The 19,966-nt window shown below is 62.2% G+C and carries 18 protein-coding genes; 11 read left to right on the forward strand and 7 right to left on the reverse strand.

Annotation, left to right across the window (positions count from 1 at the left end):
- Window positions 1-43 precede the first annotated feature (43 nt).
- On the forward strand, window positions 44-2,479 hold the full coding sequence (locus NRG23_RS16995; protein ID WP_164485464.1) for a penicillin-binding protein 1A: 2,436 nt from the start codon (window positions 44-46) through the stop codon (window positions 2,477-2,479).
- A gap of 127 nt (window positions 2,480-2,606) precedes the next feature.
- Here NRG23_RS16995 and NRG23_RS17000 read toward each other — a convergent pair whose 3' ends face one another.
- The 3 genes from NRG23_RS17000 to rpmE all read right to left on the reverse strand — a co-directional run bounded on the left by NRG23_RS17000 (window position 2,607) and on the right by rpmE (window position 5,102).
- Window positions 2,607-3,875: a malic enzyme-like NAD(P)-binding protein gene (locus NRG23_RS17000; protein ID WP_009046595.1), complete on the reverse strand. Its 1,269-nt coding sequence runs from the start codon at window positions 3,873-3,875 to the stop codon at window positions 2,607-2,609.
- A 184-nt stretch (window positions 3,876-4,059) separates the two neighbouring features.
- Window positions 4,060-4,842, reverse strand: coding sequence for a thermonuclease family protein (locus tag NRG23_RS17005; RefSeq protein ID WP_257371453.1), 783 nt, complete (start codon window positions 4,840-4,842; stop codon window positions 4,060-4,062).
- A 41-nt stretch (window positions 4,843-4,883) separates the two neighbouring features.
- Window positions 4,884-5,102, reverse strand: coding sequence for a 50S ribosomal protein L31 (gene rpmE, locus NRG23_RS17010; protein WP_009046593.1), 219 nt, complete (start codon window positions 5,100-5,102; stop codon window positions 4,884-4,886).
- 169 nt (window positions 5,103-5,271) lie between these two features.
- Here rpmE and NRG23_RS17015 point away from each other — a divergent pair, with 169 nt between their 5' ends.
- Window positions 5,272-7,491, forward strand: coding sequence for a primosomal protein N' (locus tag NRG23_RS17015; RefSeq protein ID WP_009046592.1), 2,220 nt, complete (start codon window positions 5,272-5,274; stop codon window positions 7,489-7,491).
- Window positions 7,492-7,507: 16 nt separating this feature from the next.
- On the opposite strand, the gene NRG23_RS17020 is transcribed toward NRG23_RS17015, so the two are convergent.
- Window positions 7,508-7,705, reverse strand: a complete 198-nt coding sequence (locus NRG23_RS17020) for a hypothetical protein (protein ID WP_124312678.1) — start codon at window positions 7,703-7,705, stop codon at window positions 7,508-7,510.
- Here NRG23_RS17020 and argS point away from each other — a divergent pair.
- The 9 genes from argS to NRG23_RS17065 all read left to right on the forward strand — a co-directional run bounded on the left by argS (window position 7,673) and on the right by NRG23_RS17065 (window position 18,092).
- The gene (argS, locus tag NRG23_RS17025; RefSeq protein WP_101281691.1) at window positions 7,673-9,409 is read left to right on the forward strand and encodes an arginine--tRNA ligase; all 1,737 of its coding nucleotides are present in this window, start codon (window positions 7,673-7,675) and stop codon (window positions 9,407-9,409) included. The two genes, NRG23_RS17020 and argS, sit on opposite strands and share 33 nt — an antisense overlap.
- Window position 9,410: 1 nt before the next feature.
- Window positions 9,411-10,136 (forward strand): SPOR domain-containing protein, encoded by a 726-nt coding sequence (locus tag NRG23_RS17030; RefSeq protein WP_257371454.1) that lies wholly within the window; start codon window positions 9,411-9,413, stop codon window positions 10,134-10,136.
- Window positions 10,137-10,347: 211 nt separating this feature from the next.
- On the forward strand, window positions 10,348-10,878 hold the full coding sequence (hslV, locus tag NRG23_RS17035; protein ID WP_007925866.1) for an ATP-dependent protease subunit HslV: 531 nt from the start codon (window positions 10,348-10,350) through the stop codon (window positions 10,876-10,878).
- 57 nt (window positions 10,879-10,935) lie between these two features.
- Window positions 10,936-12,276 (forward strand): ATP-dependent protease ATPase subunit HslU, encoded by a 1,341-nt coding sequence (hslU, locus tag NRG23_RS17040; RefSeq protein ID WP_009046589.1) that lies wholly within the window; start codon window positions 10,936-10,938, stop codon window positions 12,274-12,276.
- 79 nt (window positions 12,277-12,355) lie between these two features.
- Window positions 12,356-12,733: a gamma-butyrobetaine hydroxylase-like domain-containing protein gene (locus tag NRG23_RS17045; RefSeq protein WP_007925870.1), complete on the forward strand. Its 378-nt coding sequence runs from the start codon at window positions 12,356-12,358 to the stop codon at window positions 12,731-12,733.
- A 258-nt stretch (window positions 12,734-12,991) separates the two neighbouring features.
- Window positions 12,992-14,671, forward strand: coding sequence for a class II poly(R)-hydroxyalkanoic acid synthase (gene phaC / locus NRG23_RS17050; protein WP_009046588.1), 1,680 nt, complete (start codon window positions 12,992-12,994; stop codon window positions 14,669-14,671).
- Between the two features lie 96 nt (window positions 14,672-14,767).
- Window positions 14,768-15,625, forward strand: a complete 858-nt coding sequence (gene phaZ, locus NRG23_RS17055; RefSeq protein WP_009046587.1) for a poly(3-hydroxyalkanoate) depolymerase — start codon at window positions 14,768-14,770, stop codon at window positions 15,623-15,625.
- A gap of 106 nt (window positions 15,626-15,731) precedes the next feature.
- On the forward strand, window positions 15,732-17,414 hold the full coding sequence (gene phaC, locus NRG23_RS17060; protein ID WP_257371455.1) for a class II poly(R)-hydroxyalkanoic acid synthase: 1,683 nt from the start codon (window positions 15,732-15,734) through the stop codon (window positions 17,412-17,414).
- Between the two features lie 57 nt (window positions 17,415-17,471).
- Window positions 17,472-18,092, forward strand: coding sequence for a TetR/AcrR family transcriptional regulator (locus tag NRG23_RS17065; RefSeq protein WP_009046585.1), 621 nt, complete (start codon window positions 17,472-17,474; stop codon window positions 18,090-18,092).
- A gap of 75 nt (window positions 18,093-18,167) precedes the next feature.
- Here the strand turns inward: NRG23_RS17065 and NRG23_RS17070 are convergent, their stop codons facing one another.
- The 3 genes from NRG23_RS17070 to NRG23_RS17080 all read right to left on the reverse strand — a co-directional run bounded on the left by NRG23_RS17070 (window position 18,168) and on the right by NRG23_RS17080 (window position 19,912).
- Entirely contained in the window at window positions 18,168-18,995 is an 828-nt protein-coding gene (locus NRG23_RS17070; protein ID WP_257371456.1) for a phasin family protein, read from the reverse strand.
- A 10-nt stretch (window positions 18,996-19,005) separates the two neighbouring features.
- Window positions 19,006-19,428 carry a phasin family protein gene (locus NRG23_RS17075; protein WP_009046583.1) on the reverse strand — a complete coding sequence of 141 codons (423 nt, stop codon included), beginning with the start codon at window positions 19,426-19,428 and terminating at the stop codon, window positions 19,006-19,008.
- Window positions 19,429-19,636: 208 nt separating this feature from the next.
- Window positions 19,637-19,912 carry a polyhydroxyalkanoic acid system family protein gene (locus NRG23_RS17080; RefSeq protein WP_007925878.1) on the reverse strand — a complete coding sequence of 92 codons (276 nt, stop codon included), beginning with the start codon at window positions 19,910-19,912 and terminating at the stop codon, window positions 19,637-19,639.
- Window positions 19,913-19,966 lie beyond the last annotated feature (54 nt).

Genomic DNA, 19,966 nt, shown 5'->3' on the forward strand with positions numbered 1-19,966 from the left:
TGACGCCTAATTCATTCCTTTCTCTGGAAATCCAAAAGCCTTGATTCGTCTGCTGAAGTTTTTCGGGTGGTCCATCGTCGCTGTGTTCTGCGGGCTGCTCCTCGCTCTCTCCGGCGCGTTTCTCTATCTTAGTCCTGGGTTACCGTCGGTAGAGGCGCTCAGAAGTATCCAGTTGCAGATTCCCCTGCGGGTGTACAGCAGCGACGGCAAGTTGATCGCAGAATTCGGTGAAATGCGCCGCACTCCGATCCGTTTCGCCGACATTCCCCCCAACTTCATTAATGCGTTACTAAGTGCTGAAGACGACAATTTCGCCAACCACTACGGCGTCGATCCCAGCAGCCTGATGCGCGCCGCGACCCAACTGATCAAGAGCGGGCACATCCAGTCCGGCGGCAGCACCATCACCATGCAGGTGGCGAAGAACTTCTTCCTGAGCAGCGAACGCAGCTTCTCGCGCAAGACCACCGAGATCCTCCTGGCCCTGCAAATCGAGCGCCAACTGACCAAGGACGAGATCCTCGAGCTGTACGTCAACAAGATCTACCTGGGTAACCGCGCCTACGGCATCGAAGCCGCCGCGCAGGTGTACTACGGCAAGTCGATTCGCGATGTCAGCCTGGCGCAGATGGCCATGATCGCCGGCCTGCCCAAGGCACCGTCGCGCTTCAACCCGCTGGCCAACCCGGCGCGCAGCAAGGAGCGCCGCGACTGGATCCTGGGGCGCATGTACAAGCTCGGCAAGATCAGCGAGGCCGATTACCAGGCCGCCGTGGCCGAGCCGCTGAACGCCAGCTACCACGTACCGACGCCGGAAGTGAACGCACCGTACGTCGCCGAGATGGCCCGCGCCGAGATGGTCGGTCGTTATGGCAGCGACGCCTACACCGAAGGTTTCCGCGTCACCACCACGGTACCGAGCGACCTGCAGGAACTGGCCAACACCGCCGTCCATGAAGGCCTGATCACCTACGACCAGCGCCATGGCTATCGCGGCCCCGAATCGCGCCTGCCCGGCAAGACCCACGCCGCCTGGGCTCAGGAACTGACCAAGCAACGCAGCATCAGCGGCCTGGAGCCGGCGATCGTCACCCAGGTCGACAAGAACGGCCTGCAGGTACTGACCCGCACCGGCGAAGAGCACGTGGGCTGGGACAGCATGAAATGGGCGCGTCCGTTCCTGAACACCAACAGCATGGGCCCAGCGCCCAAGCAGCCGAGCGATGTCGCCCAGGTCGGCGACCTGATTCGCGTGCAGCGCCAGGCGGACAACTCGCTCAAGTTCCGCCAGATCCCGGTCGTTCAGGGCGCGCTGGTGTCCCTCGACCCGCAAAACGGCGCCATTCGCTCGCTGGTGGGCGGTTTCGCCTTCGAGCAGAGCAACTACAACCGGGCACTGCAGGCCAAGCGCCAACCCGGTTCCAGCTTCAAGCCGTTCGTCTATAGCGCCGCGCTGGACAATGGCTACACCGCCGCCAGCCTGGTGAACGATGCACCGATCGTCTTTGTCGACGAGTACCTGGACAAGGTCTGGCGTCCGAAAAACGACACCAACACCTTCCTCGGCCCGATCCGCATGCGCGAGGCGCTGTACAAGTCGCGCAACCTGGTTTCGATCCGCCTCCTGCAAAGCCTGGGCGTGGACCGCACCATCGACTACATCAGCAAGTTCGGCTTCAACAAACAGGACCTGCCGCGCAACCTGTCGCTGGCCCTGGGCACCGCGACCCTGACCCCGATGGAAATCGCCACCGGCTGGAGCGTTTTCGCCAACGGCGGCTACAAGGTCACGCCATACATCATCGACAAGATCGAAAGCCGTAATGGCGAAACCCTGTTCACCGCCAACCCGCCGAGCGTACCGACTGGCGACACGGCCAGCAGCGGGATCGCGGCACCGACAGAACAGAGCTTCACGGTGAACAACGTCCCGGGCGAAACCCCGAGCCAGGCTCCTGTACAGGCGCCGGCGGTGGCCGAACGCATCATCGACGGGCGTACCACCTACATCCTCAACAGCATGCTGGAAGACGTGATCAAGCTCGGCACCGGGCGACGCGCCCTGGCCCTGGGCCGCACCGACCTGGCCGGCAAGACCGGGACCACCAACGAATCCAAGGACGCCTGGTTCTCCGGCTACAACGCCGACTACGTGACCACGGTCTGGACCGGTTTCGACCAGCCGGAAAGCCTGGGCCGCCGCGAATACGGCGGCACCGTGGCCCTGCCGATCTGGATGAACTACATGGGCGCCGCCCTCAAGGACAAGCCGGCCCATACCCAGGCCGAGCCGGAAGGCATTCTCAGCCTGCGGGTCGATCCGGTCAGCGGCCGCGCTGCGACACCGGGCACGCCGAACGCCTACTTCGAACTGTTCAAGAGCGAAGACACACCGCCTTCGGTCAACGAACTGGGCAATGGCTACGCCCCTGGCAGCCCGCTGCCGGCGGACGAGTCGGCGCCGATCGATCTGTTCTAAAGAGCAGCTACAAGCTGCGAGCTTCAAGCTGCAAGGAGGAGCGACACTGCCTCCTCTTGCAGCTTGAGGCTTGAAACTTCCCCATAAAAAAACCCGGCTCGAAGGCCGGGTTTTTTATGGACTGCTATTAACCGTTGAACACGTCATCCACGCTTTTCAGCGGGTAGTTCTTCGGATACGGCAGGGTCGCCACGCCGGTCTCGATCGCGGCCTTGGCCACGGCGTCGGAGATCACGGTGATCAGGCGGGCATCCATTGGCTTCGGAATGATGTACTCACGACCGAATTCCAGCTTGATGCCGCCGTAGGCGTCGCACACTTCCTGAGGCACCGGCAGCTTGGCCAGTTCGCGCAGGGCGTTGGCCGCGGCCACTTTCATTTCTTCGTTGATGCGCTTGGCGCGAACGTCCAGGGCACCGCGGAAGATGAACGGGAAGCCCAGCACGTTGTTGACCTGGTTCGGGTAGTCCGAACGACCAGTGGCCATGATCACGTCGCTGCGGGTGGCGTGCGCCAGCTCCGGGGCGATTTCCGGATCAGGGTTCGAGCAGGCGAACACGATCGGGTTGGCAGCCATGGAGCTCAGGCCTTCGGCGCTCAGCAGGTTCGGGCCGGACAGGCCAACGAACACGTCGGCACCTTTCAGGGCGTCAGCCAGGGTGCGCTTGTCGGTCGTGTGGGCGAAGACCGCCTTGTACTGGTTCAGGTCGTCGCGCTCGGAGTGGATCACGCCGGTACGGTCGACCATGAAGATGTTTTCGATCTGGGCGCCCATGCTCACCAGCAGCTTCATGCAGGAGATGGCGGCGGCACCGGCGCCCAGGCAGACGATCTTCGCGTCCGGCAGGGTTTTGCCAGCGATTTCCAGGGCGTTGATCATGCCGGCCGCGGTCACGATAGCGGTGCCGTGCTGGTCATCGTGGAATACCGGAATGTCGCACTGCTCGATCAGGGCGCGCTCGATCTCGAAGCACTCTGGCGCCTTGATGTCTTCCAGGTTGATGCCACCGAAGGTGATGGAGATGCGCTTGACGGTGTCGATGAAGGCTTGCGGGCTTTCGGAGTCGACTTCGATGTCGAATACGTCGATGCCGGCGAAGCGCTTGAACAGCACGCCCTTGCCTTCCATCACCGGCTTGGAAGCCAGTGGGCCGAGGTTACCCAGGCCGAGAATCGCGGTGCCATCGGAAATGACTGCAACCAGGTTGCCCTTGCCGGTGTATTTGTAGGCCAGTTCAGGGTCGCGGGCGATTTCGCGTACTGGTTCGGCTACGCCGGGGCTGTAGGCCAGCGACAGGTCGCGGGCGGTAGCGGTGGCCTTGGTGAGCTCGACACTCAGTTTCCCTGGACGGGGATTGGCGTGATATTCGAGAGCGGCAGTTTTCAGATCAGACATGTGGGCATTCCGCTTTTTACTGTTGGACAGACGGACCGCCGAGGATACGCGTGTCGCAAAGTCCCTACAAGACTGGTCAGTCACCCCTGTCAAGGCCCGCAGGCTACGACTTTGGGCCAAGAGCCACGGAACACAAGGGATAGACTGTTCACAATCGAAATAAAAAATGTCTACAATTTTTTATTTATTGAACCAGCTGGAACATTCCGGGATGGGTCAGCGGTAACATCCAGCGCGCCTGACCCGATTTCAAGCCACCCTTGCGCGAACGGTCAAGCACCCAGCCGCGCGCCTCGATCCGCTGTCCCGGCAGGCGATCCAACTGCGCGACATCGAATTGGCCAAGCAGATTGGGTGCAATGCGCAATACAACCGAATCCTGCAATTCGATCCAGATGCCGCCCCGATTGCGTTGCACCTTGCTCACCCGGCCACTGAGCAGCGCAAAACCGGGGGCCTTTATCTGATCCGCTTTCAGTTCAGACGACTGCCGCCACAGCCCCAGCCGGGACTGGCGAGCACTGCGCTCGGCGGCTTGCTGGCAGCCGAACAAATCGACGTTCGGCGCTACCGCCACCTGGTATCCCAGGCCTTCGGCAAGCAATTGCGCTTCAAGGTTGGCGCCATCGGCGCCATAGACATGGGCCAGGGTCCGCCCATAGTGATCTTTGCTTTCCCGACCGGGAAGCAGGCCGACCCGGCCGTTGCTGGCCTTCACCAACGCCTGCAGGCGCTGGCGGGCGGCAACCGCGAAGGGCTCGTCGGTGCGGCCTTTTTTGCCCAGCTCCGGCGCATTGAGGCCGATCATGCGCACGCTGCGCCCATCGGTGAGGCGCAAGGTGTCGCCATCGACCACCCGCTGGACCTGCACGGAGGCCAACCCAACCGGCGCCGGGCAGAACGCCTGGGCGCTGGAGAGCCAAATCGCGGACATAAAAAAGGCGCCCGCAAGGGACGCCTTTTTCATCAGCGAGGAAAAGCTGAAACAGCTTTCCAGACCGATCAGCCTTAGGCCTTTTTCGCGCCGAAAGCGCCGAAACGGTCGGCGAACTTCTGAACGCGGCCGCCGGTATCCAGAGTCTTCTGCTTACCGGTGTAGAACGGGTGGCACTCGTTGCAAACGTCGATCGCCAGCGGCTTAGCGTAGGTCGAACGAGTTTCGAACTTGTTGCCGCAGCTGCAGGTCACGGCAACTGCTGGGTATTCTGGATGGATATCGGCTTTCATGGTGTCTTCCTCAGGCTAGCGTGCCGCCACCCAACACTATTGTTGAATACCGCACGTAATTAGGCCGCGGATTCTACCAGACCTTTGCGATCACGCAAGCTGTCCCTCGCACCGACCGTCTGCTAGGCTCCGGGCCTTCTTCACCGCCCGTTCACTGAGATTTCCCCGCGTGCCCGACGCCATTTTGCGCCTCGCCCTGCCTTCGCCCCTGCGCCGCCTGTTCGATTACCGGGCCCCTGCCGGCGTACTGCGTACCCAGTTGCATCCCGGCATGCGCCTGCGAGTGCCGTTCGGTCGCCGGGAGATGATCGGCATCCTGGTCGAGGTCACGGACAGTAGCGAAGTCCCCGCCGAGAAACTCAAGCCGGCCTTGGCCCTGCTGGACGCCACCCCACCGCTGCCGCCCGCGCTGTTCAAGCTGTGCCTGTGGACCGCGCAGTATTACCAGCACAGCCTCGGCGACACCCTGAGCTGGGCGCTGCCGGTCCTGCTGCGCCAGGGCGAGCCGGCCGAGGCCCGGCAGGAACGCTTCTGGTCGGTCAGCCCCGGCGCCAGCCTCGACGACCCACGCATCGCCCGCGCCCCGCGCCAGCGCGAAGCCCTGGCAACGCTGGCCCAGCACCCGCACGGCGTCGCCCACCAATTGCTGAGCAAGCTGATGCTGAGCAAGGACAGCCTGGACCTGTTGCTGGCCAAGGACCTGGTGCAGGTGGAAGTCCGCCGGCACGCCCCGGGCGAACGCCACGAACATTGGCTGGCCCAGCCGGAACTGCCGCTCAACAGCGAACAGCGCGCTGCCTGTGAGGCCATCCGCTCCGGTTTCGACAGCTATCACGCCTTCCTGCTGGCCGGGGTCACCGGCAGCGGCAAGACCGAAGTCTATCTGCAGCTGATCCGCGAAACCCTGGAAGCCGGCAAGCAGGCGCTGGTGCTGATCCCGGAAATCAACCTCGGGCCACAGACCCTGGCGCGCTTCGAGCAACGCTTCAACGCGCGCATCGCCCTGCTGCACTCGGCGGTCAACGACCGCGAGCGCCTGGACGCCTGGCTGGCGGCCCGCGACGGAGAGGCCGACATTATTATCGGCACCCGCTCGGCGCTGTTCACGCCGATGAAGAACCCCGGGCTGATCATCATCGATGAAGAGCACGACGGCTCCTATAAACAGCAGGAAGGCCTGCGCTACCACGCCCGCGATCTGGCCCTGGTCCGCGCCCGCCAGGAAAACATCCCTATTGTGCTGGGCTCCGCCACTCCATCGATGGAAAGCCTGCACAACGCCTACACCGGCCGCTATGGCCTGTTGCGCCTGAACGAGCGGGCTGGCGGCGCTAAGCAGCCGCGCTTCCTGCGCCTGGACGTGAAGAGCCGGCCGCTGGACAGCGGCATTTCCGGCCCCATGCAACAAGCCATCGGCCAGACCCTGGCAGCAGGCCAGCAGGTGCTGGTGTTCCTCAACCGCCGCGGCTTCGCGCCGACCCTGCTGTGCCACGACTGCGGCTGGATGTCCGAGTGCGAACGCTGCGACGCGCGAATGACCGTACACCAGCGCTACGGCGAGCTGCGCTGCCACCATTGCGGCCACTCCGAGCGCGTGCCGCGGCATTGCCCGAAATGCGGCAAGGTCGACCTGCGCCCGGTCGGCGCCGGCACCGAGCGCGCCGAAGAGCGGCTGGCGATCCTGTTCCCGGACTACCCGGTCCTGCGGGTCGACCGCGACAGCACCTCGCGCAAGGACGCGATGAACCAGTTGTTCGCCACTATCCAGAAGGGCCAGCCCTGCATCCTCGTCGGCACCCAGATGCTCGCCAAGGGGCACCATTTTCCGCGGGTGACCCTGGTCTCGATCCTCGATGCCGACGGCGGCCTGTTCTCCGGCGACTTCCGCGCCAGCGAACGCATGGCGCAACTGATCGTCCAGGTCGCCGGCCGGGCTGGCCGGGCCGAGGAGCCGGGCAAGGTGATCATCCAGACCCACCTGGCCGACCACCCGCTGCTGGTGCAACTGACCGAACAGGGTTACTTCGCCTTTGCCGAACAGGCCTTGAGCGAACGCCGCGCCGCCGGCCTGCCACCATTCGCCCATCTGGCGCTGCTGCGCGCCGAGGCCCACAAGCCGGGGCAGGCCGAAGGTTTCCTCGACGAAGCCTGCAGCGAGGCCGAGCGTTTGCTGGCAGAGATGAACCTGGGCGGCATCGAGCTGCTGGGGCCGGTACCGGCGCCCATGGAGCGCCGGGCCGGGCGTTATCGCGCGCAACTGTTATTACAGGCCAATGCCCGGGCGCCACTGCACAAACTGCTGAGTCACTGGCTGCTGGTCCTGGAACAGATGCCCAGCGGGCGCCAGGTACGCTGGTCGCTGGATGTTGACCCTGTAGACCTGTATTGATAGAAAAACCGCCATCTCAGGCCAGCACGCTTCTGTAGGAGCGAGGCTTGCCCGTGATAAGGCCCGAATAGCCACCGCACAGCCGGCTATAGTTGGCAAGCCCGTCTTCGCAACGGATAATGCCCAGTTTTTCCACCTGCGCATCGAAGCGCCGCCGCGCCAGCGGTTGAAAGAGAAGACCATGAAAGACACCATTCGCCAGCTCATCCAGCAAGCCATCACCCAACTCGTCACCGAAGGTGTGTTGCCAGAAGGCCTGACGCCGGCGATCCAGGTAGAAAACTCCCGCGACAAGACCCACGGCGACTTCGCCAGCAACATCGCCATGATGCTGGCCAAGCCGGCCGGCATGAAACCACGCGACCTCGCGGAAAAGATCATCGCCGCCCTGCCCGCCGACGAGCAGGTCAGCAAGGCCGAGATCGCCGGCCCCGGTTTCATCAACTTTTTCCAGAACACCCAGGCCCTGGCTACCCGCCTGGACGCCGCCCTGGCCGACGCCCACCTTGGCGTGCGCAAGGCCGGCGCGTTGCAACGCACCGTGGTCGACCTGTCGGCCCCGAACCTGGCCAAGGAGATGCACGTCGGCCACCTGCGCTCGACCATCATTGGCGATGGCGTGGCACGGGTCCTGGAGTTCCTCGGCGATACCGTGATCCGCCAGAACCACGTGGGCGACTGGGGCACCCAGTTCGGCATGCTGATGGCCTACCTGCAGGAAAACCCGATCACCAGCGATGAGCTGTCGGACCTGGAGAACTTCTACCGCGCCGCCAAGCAGCGCTTCGACGAATCCGAAGAGTTCGCCGACCGTGCCCGCGGCCTGGTGGTCAAGCTGCAGGCTGGTGACGCGGACTGCCTGGAGCTGTGGACCAAGTTCAAGGACATCTCCCTGTCCCACTGCCAGAAGATCTACGAACTGCTGAACGTCAAACTGACCATGGCCGACGTGATGGGCGAAAGCGCCTACAACGACGACCTGATCAACGTGGTCAACGATCTCAAGGCCAAGGGCATGCTGGTCGAGAGCAACGGCGCCCAGTGCGTGTTCCTCGACGAGTTCAAGAACGCCGAAGGCGAGCCGCTGCCGGTGATCATCGTCAAGGCCGACGGCGGCTACCTGTACGCCACCACCGACCTGGCGGCCGTGCGCTACCGCAGCGGCAAGCTCAAGGCCGACCGCGCGCTGTACTTCGTCGACCAGCGCCAGGCCCTGCACTTCCAGCAAGTGTTCGCGGTGGCCCGCAAGGCCGGCTTCGTGACCCACCCGATGGAAATGGAGCACATGGGCTTCGGCACCATGAACGGCGCTGACGGCCGTCCATTCAAGACCCGCGACGGTGGCACCGTGAAGCTGATCGACCTGCTGACCGAAGCCGAAGAGCGCGCCTACAGCCTGGTCAAGGAAAAGAACCCGGAGCTGGCCGAGGCCGATCTGCGAAATATCGCCAAGGTGGTCGGCATCGACTCGGTGAAATACGCCGACCTGTCCAAGCACCGCACCAGCGACTACAGCTTCAACTTCGACCTGATGCTGAACTTCGAAGGCAACACCGCGCCTTACCTGCTGTACGCCTACACCCGCGCCGCCGGCGTGTTCCGCAAGCTGGGCAAGGACTTCAGCGAAGTACAGGGCCAGATCAACCTGGAAGCCGCCCAGGAACTGGAGCTGGCGGCCAAGCTGGCACAGTTCGGCGAAGTGCTGAACGGCGTGGCCGACAAGGGTACGCCGCACATCCTGTGCACCTACCTGTACGACGTGGCCGGGCTGTTCTCCAGCTTCTACGAGAACTGCCCGATCCTCAGTGCCGAATCGCCGACGCAGATGCAGAGTCGCTTGCGCCTCACCGAGCTGACCCGTCGTACCCTCAAGCAAGGTCTGGAGTTGCTGGGCCTGAAAGTTCTGGAGCAAATGTAAGTTGGCTGCCAAGAAAAAACCTGCACCCAAGCGTGGCGCCAGCCGTTACCAAGCTCCTGCAAAGCAACCGATCCCGGGCTGGTTGTGGATGGCCATCGGCCTGGCCGTGGGCGCCTTCATCGTGTTCCTGATGAAGCTGGAGCCAGGCAAGGGTGGTGACAGCGTCAAGCGCGAGCGGCTGGAGCAACAGAAAACCACCAAGATCGCCGAGGCCAACAAGACCCCGCCGAGCCCGCAGCAACCGCTGAAGCCGAAGTACGACTTCTATACCCTGCTGCCGGAATCGGAGGTGATAGTGCCGCCGGAAGCCGTACCGGAAAAAACCCTGCCAACGCCGCAGACCGCGCCAGTGGTTCCGACCACCCCGGTGACCCCGGCGGAAGCGGCGAAGATCGACACCGCGCGTGCCCAGGCCGCCTTGGCCGGCATCACCCCGCCGCCCGCACCACCGGTGGCACAGCCACAGGTGGCGAAGGCCGCACCGGTGACCAAGTTCTTCCTGCAGGCCGGTTCGTTCCGCAAGCAGACCGATGCCGACAAGGTCCGCGCGCAGATCATCCTGCTGGGGCAATCGGTGTCCGTCGAGTCCGGCACCGTCAAGGACGAGACCTGGTACCGCGTACTGGTGGGCCCGTTCAGCAACCGCGAACAGCTGACCACCGCGCAGAAGCAACTGTCTGGCGCCGGCTTCAGCAACCTGCTGTTACAACAGCGCCAGAGCCGCTAAAGCGGCTGATCGCGAGCAAGCTCGCTCCTACAAGGCCTGTGCCAAACCTGTAGGAGCGAGCTTGCTCGCGATGGCGTCCTCATTGACACCGCCTCCCCCAGCAGCAAAGACCGCTCGTCCCACAACCCCCGCCGCAGTTGAAAAACCCCACGCCACCCCCATATGAGTTTCCATCAGGGCATTTTCGCCCCGCAGCGTGGAGACTCTCCCCTTGACCACCATCGTTTCAGTCCGCCGCTTCGGCAAAGTCGTCATGGGCGGCGACGGCCAGGTTTCCCTCGGCAACACCGTGATGAAAGGCAACGCGAAAAAGGTTCGTCGCCTGTATCACGGCCAGGTTATCGCCGGCTTTGCCGGGGCCACGGCTGACGCCTTCACCCTGTTCGAACGTTTCGAAGGCCAGCTTGAGAAACATCAGGGGCACCTGGTACGCGCCGCCGTCGAACTGGCCAAGGAATGGCGCACCGACCGCTCCCTTAGCCGCCTCGAAGCCATGCTCGCAGTCGCCAACAAGGACGCTTCCCTGATCATCACCGGCAACGGTGACGTGGTCGAGCCGGAAGACGGCCTGATCGCCATGGGCTCCGGCGGCGCCTATGCCCAGGCCGCAGCCAGCGCCCTGCTGAAGAAAACCGACCTGTCGGCCCGCGAAATCGTCGAAACCGCCTTGGGCATCGCCGGCGACATCTGCGTATTCACCAACCACACCCAGACCATTGAGGAGCAGGATCTCGCGGAATAAGCCTGTTTCGGCCATCGCGCCACGGCATTCATTCTTGCTTGAGGACCGCCAATTACTATGCCCATGACTCCCCGCGAAATCGTCCACGAACTCAACCGCCATATCATCGGCCAGGACGATGCCAAGCGCGCCGTCGCCATTGCACTGCGTAACCGCTGGCGCCGCATGCAGCTGCCTGAAGAGCTGCGTGTCGAAGTGACCCCGAAGAACATCCTGATGATCGGCCCGACCGGCGTCGGCAAGACCGAGATCGCCCGGCGCCTGGCCAAGCTGGCCAACGCTCCGTTCATCAAGGTCGAAGCGACCAAGTTCACCGAAGTCGGTTATGTCGGCCGTGACGTTGAGTCCATCATCCGCGACCTGGCCGATGCCGCGATCAAACTGTTCCGCGAACAGGAAATGACCCGCGTGCGCCACCGCGCCGAAGACGCTGCCGAAGAGCGCATCCTCGATGCCCTGCTGCCACCGGCGCGCATGGGTTTCAGCAACGAGGACGCCGCCCCGGCCCAGGACTCCAACACCCGCCAGCTGTTCCGCAAGCGCCTGCGCGAAGGCCAGCTGGACGACAAGGAAATCGAGATCGAAGTGGCTGAAGTCAGCGGCGTCGACATTTCCGCGCCACCGGGCATGGAAGAGATGACCAACCAGTTGCAGAGCCTCTTCGCCAATATGGGCAAGGGCCAGCGCAAGAACCGCAAGCTCAAGGTCAAGGACGCGCTCAAGCTGATCCGCGACGAAGAAGCCAGCCGCCTGGTCAACGATGAAGAACTCAAGGCCAAGGCCCTGGAAGCGGTCGAACAGCACGGCATCGTGTTCATCGACGAAATCGACAAGGTTGCCAAGCGTGGCAACTCCGGCGGCGTCGACGTCTCTCGCGAAGGCGTGCAGCGCGACCTGCTGCCGCTGATCGAAGGCTGCACCGTCAACACCAAGCTGGGCATGGTCAAGACCGACCACATCCTGTTCATCGCTTCCGGCGCGTTCCACCTGAGCAAGCCGAGCGACCTGGTGCCCGAGCTGCAAGGCCGCTTGCCGATCCGTGTCGAACTCAAGGCGCTGTCGCCGGAAGACTTCGAGCGCATTCTCAGCGAGCCTCACGCCTCCCTGACCGAGCAATACCGCGAGCTGCTGAAAACCGAAGGCCTGGTCATCGAGTTCCAGGCGGACGGTATCAAGCGCCTGGCGGAGATCGCCTGGCAGGTCAACGAGAAGACCGAGAACATCGGTGCCCGTCGCCTGCACACCCTGCTCGAGCGCTTGCTCGAAGAGGTGTCGTTCAGCGCCGGCGACCTGGCCAGCGCCCACAACGAAGAGCCGATCCGCATCGACGCCGCCTACGTCAACAGTCACCTGGGCGAATTGGCGCAGAACGAAGACCTGTCCCGTTATATCCTCTAAGCGACAAGCCATAAGCTTCAAGCTGCAAGTTGACCGTAGTCATCTTGTAGCTTGGGGCTTGCAGCTTTAAGCTGCCCCCATGACCAGACTTCCCACCGCCATCAACCTGCACAAAGCCTCGAAGACCCTGACGCTGACCTATGCGCCAGACGAGGTCTATCACCTGCCCGCCGAATTCCTGCGGGTGCACTCCCCCTCCGCCGAGGTCCAGGGCCACGGCAAACCCATCCTGCAATTTGGCAAGATCGGAGTCGGCCTGACCAAGGTCGAACCGGCGGGCCAGTACGCACTGAAATTGACCTTCGACGACGGGCATGACAGCGGCCTGTTCACCTGGGACTACCTGTACCAGTTGGCGGTGCGCCAGGACGATCTGTGGAAGGATTATCTTGCCGAACTTCAAGCCGCCGGAAAGTCCCGCGACCCGAATGAGTCTATCGTCAAGCTGATGCTCTAGATCAGACCTCTGACGCTTTAGAGGGCATTTTCTAGATTCATCTGTTTGAATGCTGGGCTGCATGGCCAACGATTGGCCTGCTTGCGAAAAAAATTAAACTCGGGTAACCAATGGAGCTGGCAAGTTCCCTGCAGTGTTCTCTGAACAAAAAAGCAGTAATGCAGAATCAACGGTCACCCGAGCAGTAGTACCTGGCATCTTTGCTGTGTGACTACACAGCAGGTCCGGTACTCGTCTCAGGACAATGGAGCGTCGTAGATGAGTAACAAGAATAACGATGACCTGAAACGCCAAGCCTCGGAAAACACTCTGGGCCTGAATCCTGTCATCGGTTTACGTCGGAAAGATCTGCTTACCTCTGCTCGTATGGTGCTGACCCAGGCCATCAAACAACCGCTGCACAGCGCCAAACATGTGGCCCATTTCGGCGTCGAACTGAAGAACGTGATGTTCGGCAAATCGACGCTGCAACCGGAGAGCGATGACCGTCGCTTCAACGATCCGGCCTGGAGCCAGAACCCGCTGTACAAGCGTTACCTGCAAACCTACCTGGCGTGGCGCAAGGAGCTTCACGACTGGATCGGCCACAGCAACCTCTCCGAACAGGACATCAGTCGCGCTCACTTCGTCATCAACCTGATGACCGAAGCCATGGCGCCGACCAACACCGCCGCCAACCCCGCGGCGGTCAAACGCTTCTTCGAGACCGGCGGCAAAAGCCTGCTCGATGGCCTCTCCCATCTGGCCAAGGACCTGGTGCACAACGGCGGCATGCCGAGCCAGGTCAACATGGACGCCTTCGAGATCGGCAAGAACCTGGGCACCAGTGAAGGCGCGGTGGTGTTTCGCAACGACGTGCTGGAACTGATCCAGTACCGCCCGGTGACCGAGCAGGTGCACGAACGCCCGCTGCTGGTGGTCCCGCCACAGATCAACAAGTTCTATGTCTTCGACCTCAGCCCGGACAAGAGCCTGGCGCGTTTCTGCCTGCGCAACGGCGTGCAGACCTTTATCGTCAGTTGGCGCAACCCGACCAAGGCGCAGCGCGAGTGGGGCCTGTCAACCTACATCGAAGCGCTGAAAGAAGCGGTCGACGTGGTCACCGCCATCACCGGCAGCAAGGACGTGAACATGCTCGGCGCCTGCTCCGGTGGCATCACCTGCACCGCGCTGCTGGGGCACTACGCGGCCCTGGGCGAGAAGAAGGTCAACGCCCTGACCCTGCTGGTCAGCGTGCTCGACACCACCCTCGACACCCAGGTGGCGCTGTTCGTCGACGAGCAGACCCTGGAAGCCGCCAAGCGTCATTCCTATCAGGCTGGCGTGCTGGAAGGCCGCGACATGGCCAAGGTCTTCGCCTGGATGCGGCCCAACGACCTGATCTGGAACTACTGGGTGAACAACTACCTGCTGGGCAACGAGCCGCCGGTGTTCGACATCCTGTTCTGGAACAACGACACCACCCGGTTGCCCGCAGCCTTCCACGGCGACCTGATCGAAATGTTCAAAAACAATCCACTGATCCGCCCCAACGCACTGGAAGTGTGCGGTACGCCGATCGACCTGAAACAGGTCACCGCCGACATCTTCTCTCTGGCCGGCACCAACGATCACATCACCCCATGGAAGTCCTGCTACAAGTCGGCCCAACTGTTCGGCGGCAAGGTCGAATTCGTCCTCTCCAGCAGCGGGCATATCCAGAGCATCCTCAACCCGCCGGGCAACCCCAAGTCGCGCTACATGACCAGCGAAGAGATGCCGCCCAGCGCCGACGACTGGCAGGAAAACTCCACCAAGCACACTGACTCCTGGTGGCTGCACTGGCAGGCCTGGCAGGCGGAGCGCTCGGGCAAACTGAAAAAGACGCCGAGCATTCTCGGCAACAAGGCGTATCCAGCGGCCGAGGCGGCGCCGGGTACTTATGTCCATGAACGTTAACCGATAGCAAGCCTGCAGGATCGAGCCGCTTGCGCTGATGCTGCTGCGCAAGCGACTCTCTCTTGCAGGCAACGATTCCACCAACAGGGCCAAGGCATGCCTCAACCGTTCATCTTTCGCACCGTCGACCTGGATGGCCAGACCATCCGCACCGCGGTACGCCCAGGCAAGCCTCACTTGACACCCTTGCTGATTTTCAATGGTATCGGCGCCAACCTGGAGCTGGTGTTTCCATTCGTGCAGGCTCTGGACCCGGACCTGGAAGTCATCGCCTTCGACGTACCGGGCGTTGGTGGCTCCTCGACGCCGAGCCGACCCTACCGTTTTCCCGGACTGGCCAAACTGACCACGCGCATGCTCGATTACCTCGACTATGGGCAGGTCAATGTGGTGGGTGTGTCCTGGGGCGGGGCGCTGGCCCAGCAGTTCGCCTATGACTACCCCGAACGCTGCAAGAAACTGGTGCTGGCCGCCACCGCCGCAGGCGCCTTCATGGTGCCGGGCAAACCCAAGGTGCTGTGGATGATGGCCAGCCCGCGGCGCTACATCCAGCCCTCCCATGTGATCCGCATCGCCCCCCTGATTTATGGCGGCTCGTTCCGCCGCGATCCCAACCTCGCCGCCGAACATGCCAGCAAGGTCCGCTCGGCGGGCAAGCTGGGCTACTACTGGCAGCTGTTCGCTGGCCTCGGCTGGACCAGCATCCACTGGCTGCACAAGATCCACCAGCCGACCCTGGTGCTGGCCGGCGACGACGACCCGCTGATCCCGCTGATCAACATGCGCATGCTGGCGTGGCGAATTCCCAACGCCCAGTTGCACATCATCGACGACGGGCATCTGTTCCTGATTACCCGGGCCGAAGCTGTCGCGCCGATCATCATGAAATTCCTCGAGGAGGAACGGCAGCGGGCAGTGATGCACCCGCATCCGACACCGTTCAGCGGTACGTAGCAAAAAGCATCTGCCGACAGGATCGTCGCGCGCAGGATGGTTCAGGACCGACTATGGTGTTTGTCTTGGTGTGCTTGTTGATGGCTTGACGAAGGAGTGTTGAAGCATGCGAGACAAACCAACGGCGGGCTCGTTGCCCACGCCCGCCACCTACATCACAGCCCAGAGTGCCATCACCGGCCTGCGTGGCCGTGACTTGCTGTCGACCCTGCGCAGCGTGGCCACCTACGGCCTGCGCCACCCGGCGCACAGCGCCCGCCACGCCTTGGCACTGGGAGGCCAATTGGGCCGTGTCCTGCTGGGGGAAACGCTGCACAAACCCAACCCCCAGGACAGCCGGTTCTCCGATCCGACCTGGAGCCTGAACCCGTTTTACCGACGCGGCCTGCAGGCCTATCTCAGCTGGCAGAAACAGATCAGGAGCTGGATCGACGACAGCGGCATGAGCGAGGACGACCGGGCCCGCGCGCACTTTGCCTTCAACCTGCTCAACGATGCGGTGGCACCGTCCAACACCCTGCTCAATCCGCTGGCGATCAAGGAGATCTTCAACTCCGGCGGCAGCAGCGTGATCCGTGGCATCGGTCATCTGGTCGATGACCTGCTGCATAACGATGGCCTGCCCAGCCAGGTCACCAAACAGTCCTTCGAAGTCGGCAGGAACCTGGCCACTACCCCCGGTTCGGTGGTGTTTCGCAACGAACTGCTGGAACTGATCCAGTACAAGCCGATGAGCGAAAAACAGTACGCCCGGCCCCTGCTGGTCGTGCCGCCACAGATCAACAAGTTCTATATCTTCGACCTCAGCCCCACCAACAGCTTCGTGCAGTTCGCCCTGAAAAACGGCCTGCAGACCTTCATCATCAGCTGGCGCAACCCCGATGTCCAGCATCGCGAATGGGGCCTGTCGAGCTATGTCGAGGCCGTGGAGGAAGCCATGAACGTCTGCCGGGCGATCACCGGCAGTCGTGACGTGAACCTGATGGGGGCCTGTGCCGGCGGCCTGACCATTGCCGCCCTGCAAGGCCACCTGCAAGCCAAGCGACAACTGCGCCGGGTCTCCAGCTCCACCTACCTGGTCAGCCTGCTGGATAGTCAGTTGGACAGCCCGGCGACCCTGTTCGCCGACGAGCAGACCCTCGAGGCAGCCAAGCGCCGCTCCTATCAACGCGGCGTGCTCGACGGTCGCGACATGGCCAAGGTGTTCGCCTGGATGCGGCCCAACGACCTGATCTGGAATTACTGGGTCAACAATTACCTGCTGGGCAAGGAGCCGCCGGCGTTCGACATCCTCTACTGGAACAACGACAACACCCGGCTGCCGGCTGCCTTTCATGGCGATCTGCTGGATTTCTTCAAGCACAACCCGATGAGTCATCCCGGTGGCCTGGAAGTCTGCGGCACGCCAATCGACCTGCAAAAAGTCACGGTCGACAGTTTCAGCGTTGCCGGAATCAACGACCACATCACCCCCTGGGATGCGGTGTATCGCTCGACCCTGCTGCTGGGCGGCGAAAAGCGCTTCGTGCTGTCCAACAGCGGGCACGTGCAGAGCATCCTCAACCCGCCGAGCAACCCCAAGGCCAACTACGTCGAAAACGGCAAGCTCAGCAGCGACCCGCGGGCCTGGTACTACGACGCCAAGCACGTCGACGGCAGTTGGTGGACGCAATGGCTGGAATGGATCCAGCAGCGTTCCGGCGCCCAGCGCGAAACCCTGATGACCCTGGGCAACCAGAATTACCCACCGATGGAGGCGGCGCCTGGCACCTACGTGCGCGTCCGCTGAATTTCCCCGCGCCGCGGCCCGAGGGTCGCGGCCTGACTGAACAACCAAGAAGACTGGATGAAAACCCGCGACCGGATACTCGAATGTGCCCTGCAGCTGTTCAACCACAAGGGCGAACCCAATGTCTCGACCATGGAAGTTGCCAACGAAATGGGGATCAGCCCCGGCAACCTCTACTACCACTTTCACGGCAAGGAGCCGCTGGTCCTCGGGCTGTTCGAGCGTTTCCAGAATGAACTGACGCCCCTGCTCGATCCGCCCGCCGATGTGCACCTGGCGCCCGAAGACTACTGGCTGTTCCTGCACCTGATCGTCGAACGCCTGGCGCACTACCGCTTCCTGTTCCAGGACCTGTCCAACCTGGCCGGGCGCCTGCCGAAGCTGGCCAAGGGGATTCGCAACCTGCTCAACGCCCTGAAGCGCACCCTGGCCTCGCTGCTGGCCAGGCTCAAGGCTTCGGGCCAACTGGTCAGCGATACCCAGGCGCTGGGGCAACTGGTGGAACAGATCACCATGACCCTGCTGTTCTCGCTGGACTATCAGCGCATCCTCGATCGCGAGGGCGAGGTACGGGTGGTGGTCTACCAGATCATGATGCTGGTGGCTCCACACCTGTTGCCACCGGCGAAACTGGCCACCGAGCAGATGGCCCTGCGTTACCTCGACGAACACGATTGATCGGTGCCGCAAGAACCCCACAAACAAAAACGCCCGGCCTTTGCAGGCCGGGCGTTTTTGTATGTCCCGAAAAACTCAGGACTGGCTGGTTGGCGTCGCGGGTGCTGGCGCCGCAGTCGGGGTAACGACAGGGCTTGGCGCCACTGCGGAGTTCGCAGGGCTGACCGGTGCTGCCGGCTTGGCGACAACCGCTGGCTTCGGTGCTGCGGCCTTGGGTGCTGCCGGTTTTTTCACTGCTGGTTTTTTCGCCGCCGGTTTCGCCGCCGGTTTCGCAGCGGGCTTGGCCGCTGGTTTTGCCGCGGGCTTGGCGGCTACTGGCTTGGCGGCAGGTTTTGCAGCCGGCTTGGCCGCCGCAGTTTTGGCTGCCGGTTTCACGGCAGGCTTGGCTGCTGCTTTGGCCGGAGCCTTGGCTGCCGGTTTGGCTGCTGCTTTAGCCAGAGGCTTGGCCGCCGGTTTGGCCGCTGCAGTCTTGGCCGCGATCGGAGCTACCTTGGCGCCTGTGAGTTTCTCGATCTGTTTGGTCAGGGTGTCGACCTTGCTGTGCAGCGCCTTGACTTCATTGCGGCTGGGCACGCCCAGACGCGAAATGGCACTGTTCAAGCGCTTGTCGAATGCACCTTCCAGCTCGTCCCACTTGCCCAGCGCGCGGTCCTTGACGCCACTGATGCGCGATTTTGCCGAGCTCGCGGAGTCCTTGGCGGCATCGACTTTCTTGCCGACAGCGCTTTTGGTGAGCTTCTCGGCTTTCTCGCCATCCTTGACCAGCGACTCGAAAAGCTTGCTGCCGTCAGTGTCGATTTTCGAGTACACGCCTAAACCAGCAAGCCAGATTTTACGGGAGTAGTCTTCGACCTTCCCGATCCACGAGCTGCCTTCTTTTTCAGTATTCTTTTTACCAGCCATCCCGTTCTCCTTAATGTTTACGCGCGACACGTTCGAGCAATGCCGTCAGCTCATCGAGCTTAGCAGAGAGTGTCTCAACGTCATGTTTAGACGGAATGCCGATGCGATTCAAGGCACTTGCGACGCGCGTGTCAAAAGCCCTCTCGACTTTATCCAGCTGCACTTCGACTTTGCCCCTGAGACTGGTGACATCGCTCTTCACGTTATCAATCTGACTGTTGGCGGCCTCAAGTTGTTCAGTCACAACTTTTTTGCCTTTCTTTTCAACAGATTGACCGGCTTTAACGAGCTCTTGAAAGTACTCGCTGCCTTCCTGACCGACCTTGGTGTAGGCACCCAGGCCTGCCAGCCAGATCTTGCGGGCATAGGATTTGACTTCGCTCAGAGTGGTTGATGCGACATCAACTTTTTTCTTCAGAATTGCTTTGGCCATGGTGCACCTCACGCGCAGAAGGTTTGAGGAACTGCCCGCAGGAAAGTGGGCTCAGGCACAAAGTAGTGAGAAAAATTAGAATCGGCACCCTAACCAATGTCATAAAAAAGGTGGCGGGTTATTGGAGATGACCGGCTCGCCAGCGATGTTTTTCCAGGCGTCATGACAACACCCAAATCACCGGCAAGCCGACTTCGGTGAAAGCGGCTCAGACCAGGGCTTTATCCAGCGCCTTTTCGATTTCCGACTTGATCATGCCGCTCATGGCGGACATCAACAGGCCCAGCTCGACATCGACCCTGATCGAATCGTCGCCCACCTGCACCGCACCTTTGACCCCCGAACGCTTGAGGTTCAGGGTATCGCCCGACCACTGCGGCTCGAGGCCATACTGATCGGCCAGTTTCTGCGCCAACTGGTCAGCCTTTTCGCGGGCTGCTTCCTTACCCAGGCCGTGGGCACGCTCAACACTTATACGGGCCATTGAATGACTCCTGCTTTATCGGGACTTGCCTATGAGCGTCTTGAGCTGCGCTGC

This window comes from Pseudomonas sp. T8 (assembly GCF_024610635.1).
Classification (GTDB): Bacteria; Pseudomonadota; Gammaproteobacteria; order Pseudomonadales; family Pseudomonadaceae; genus Aquipseudomonas; species Aquipseudomonas chlororaphis_I.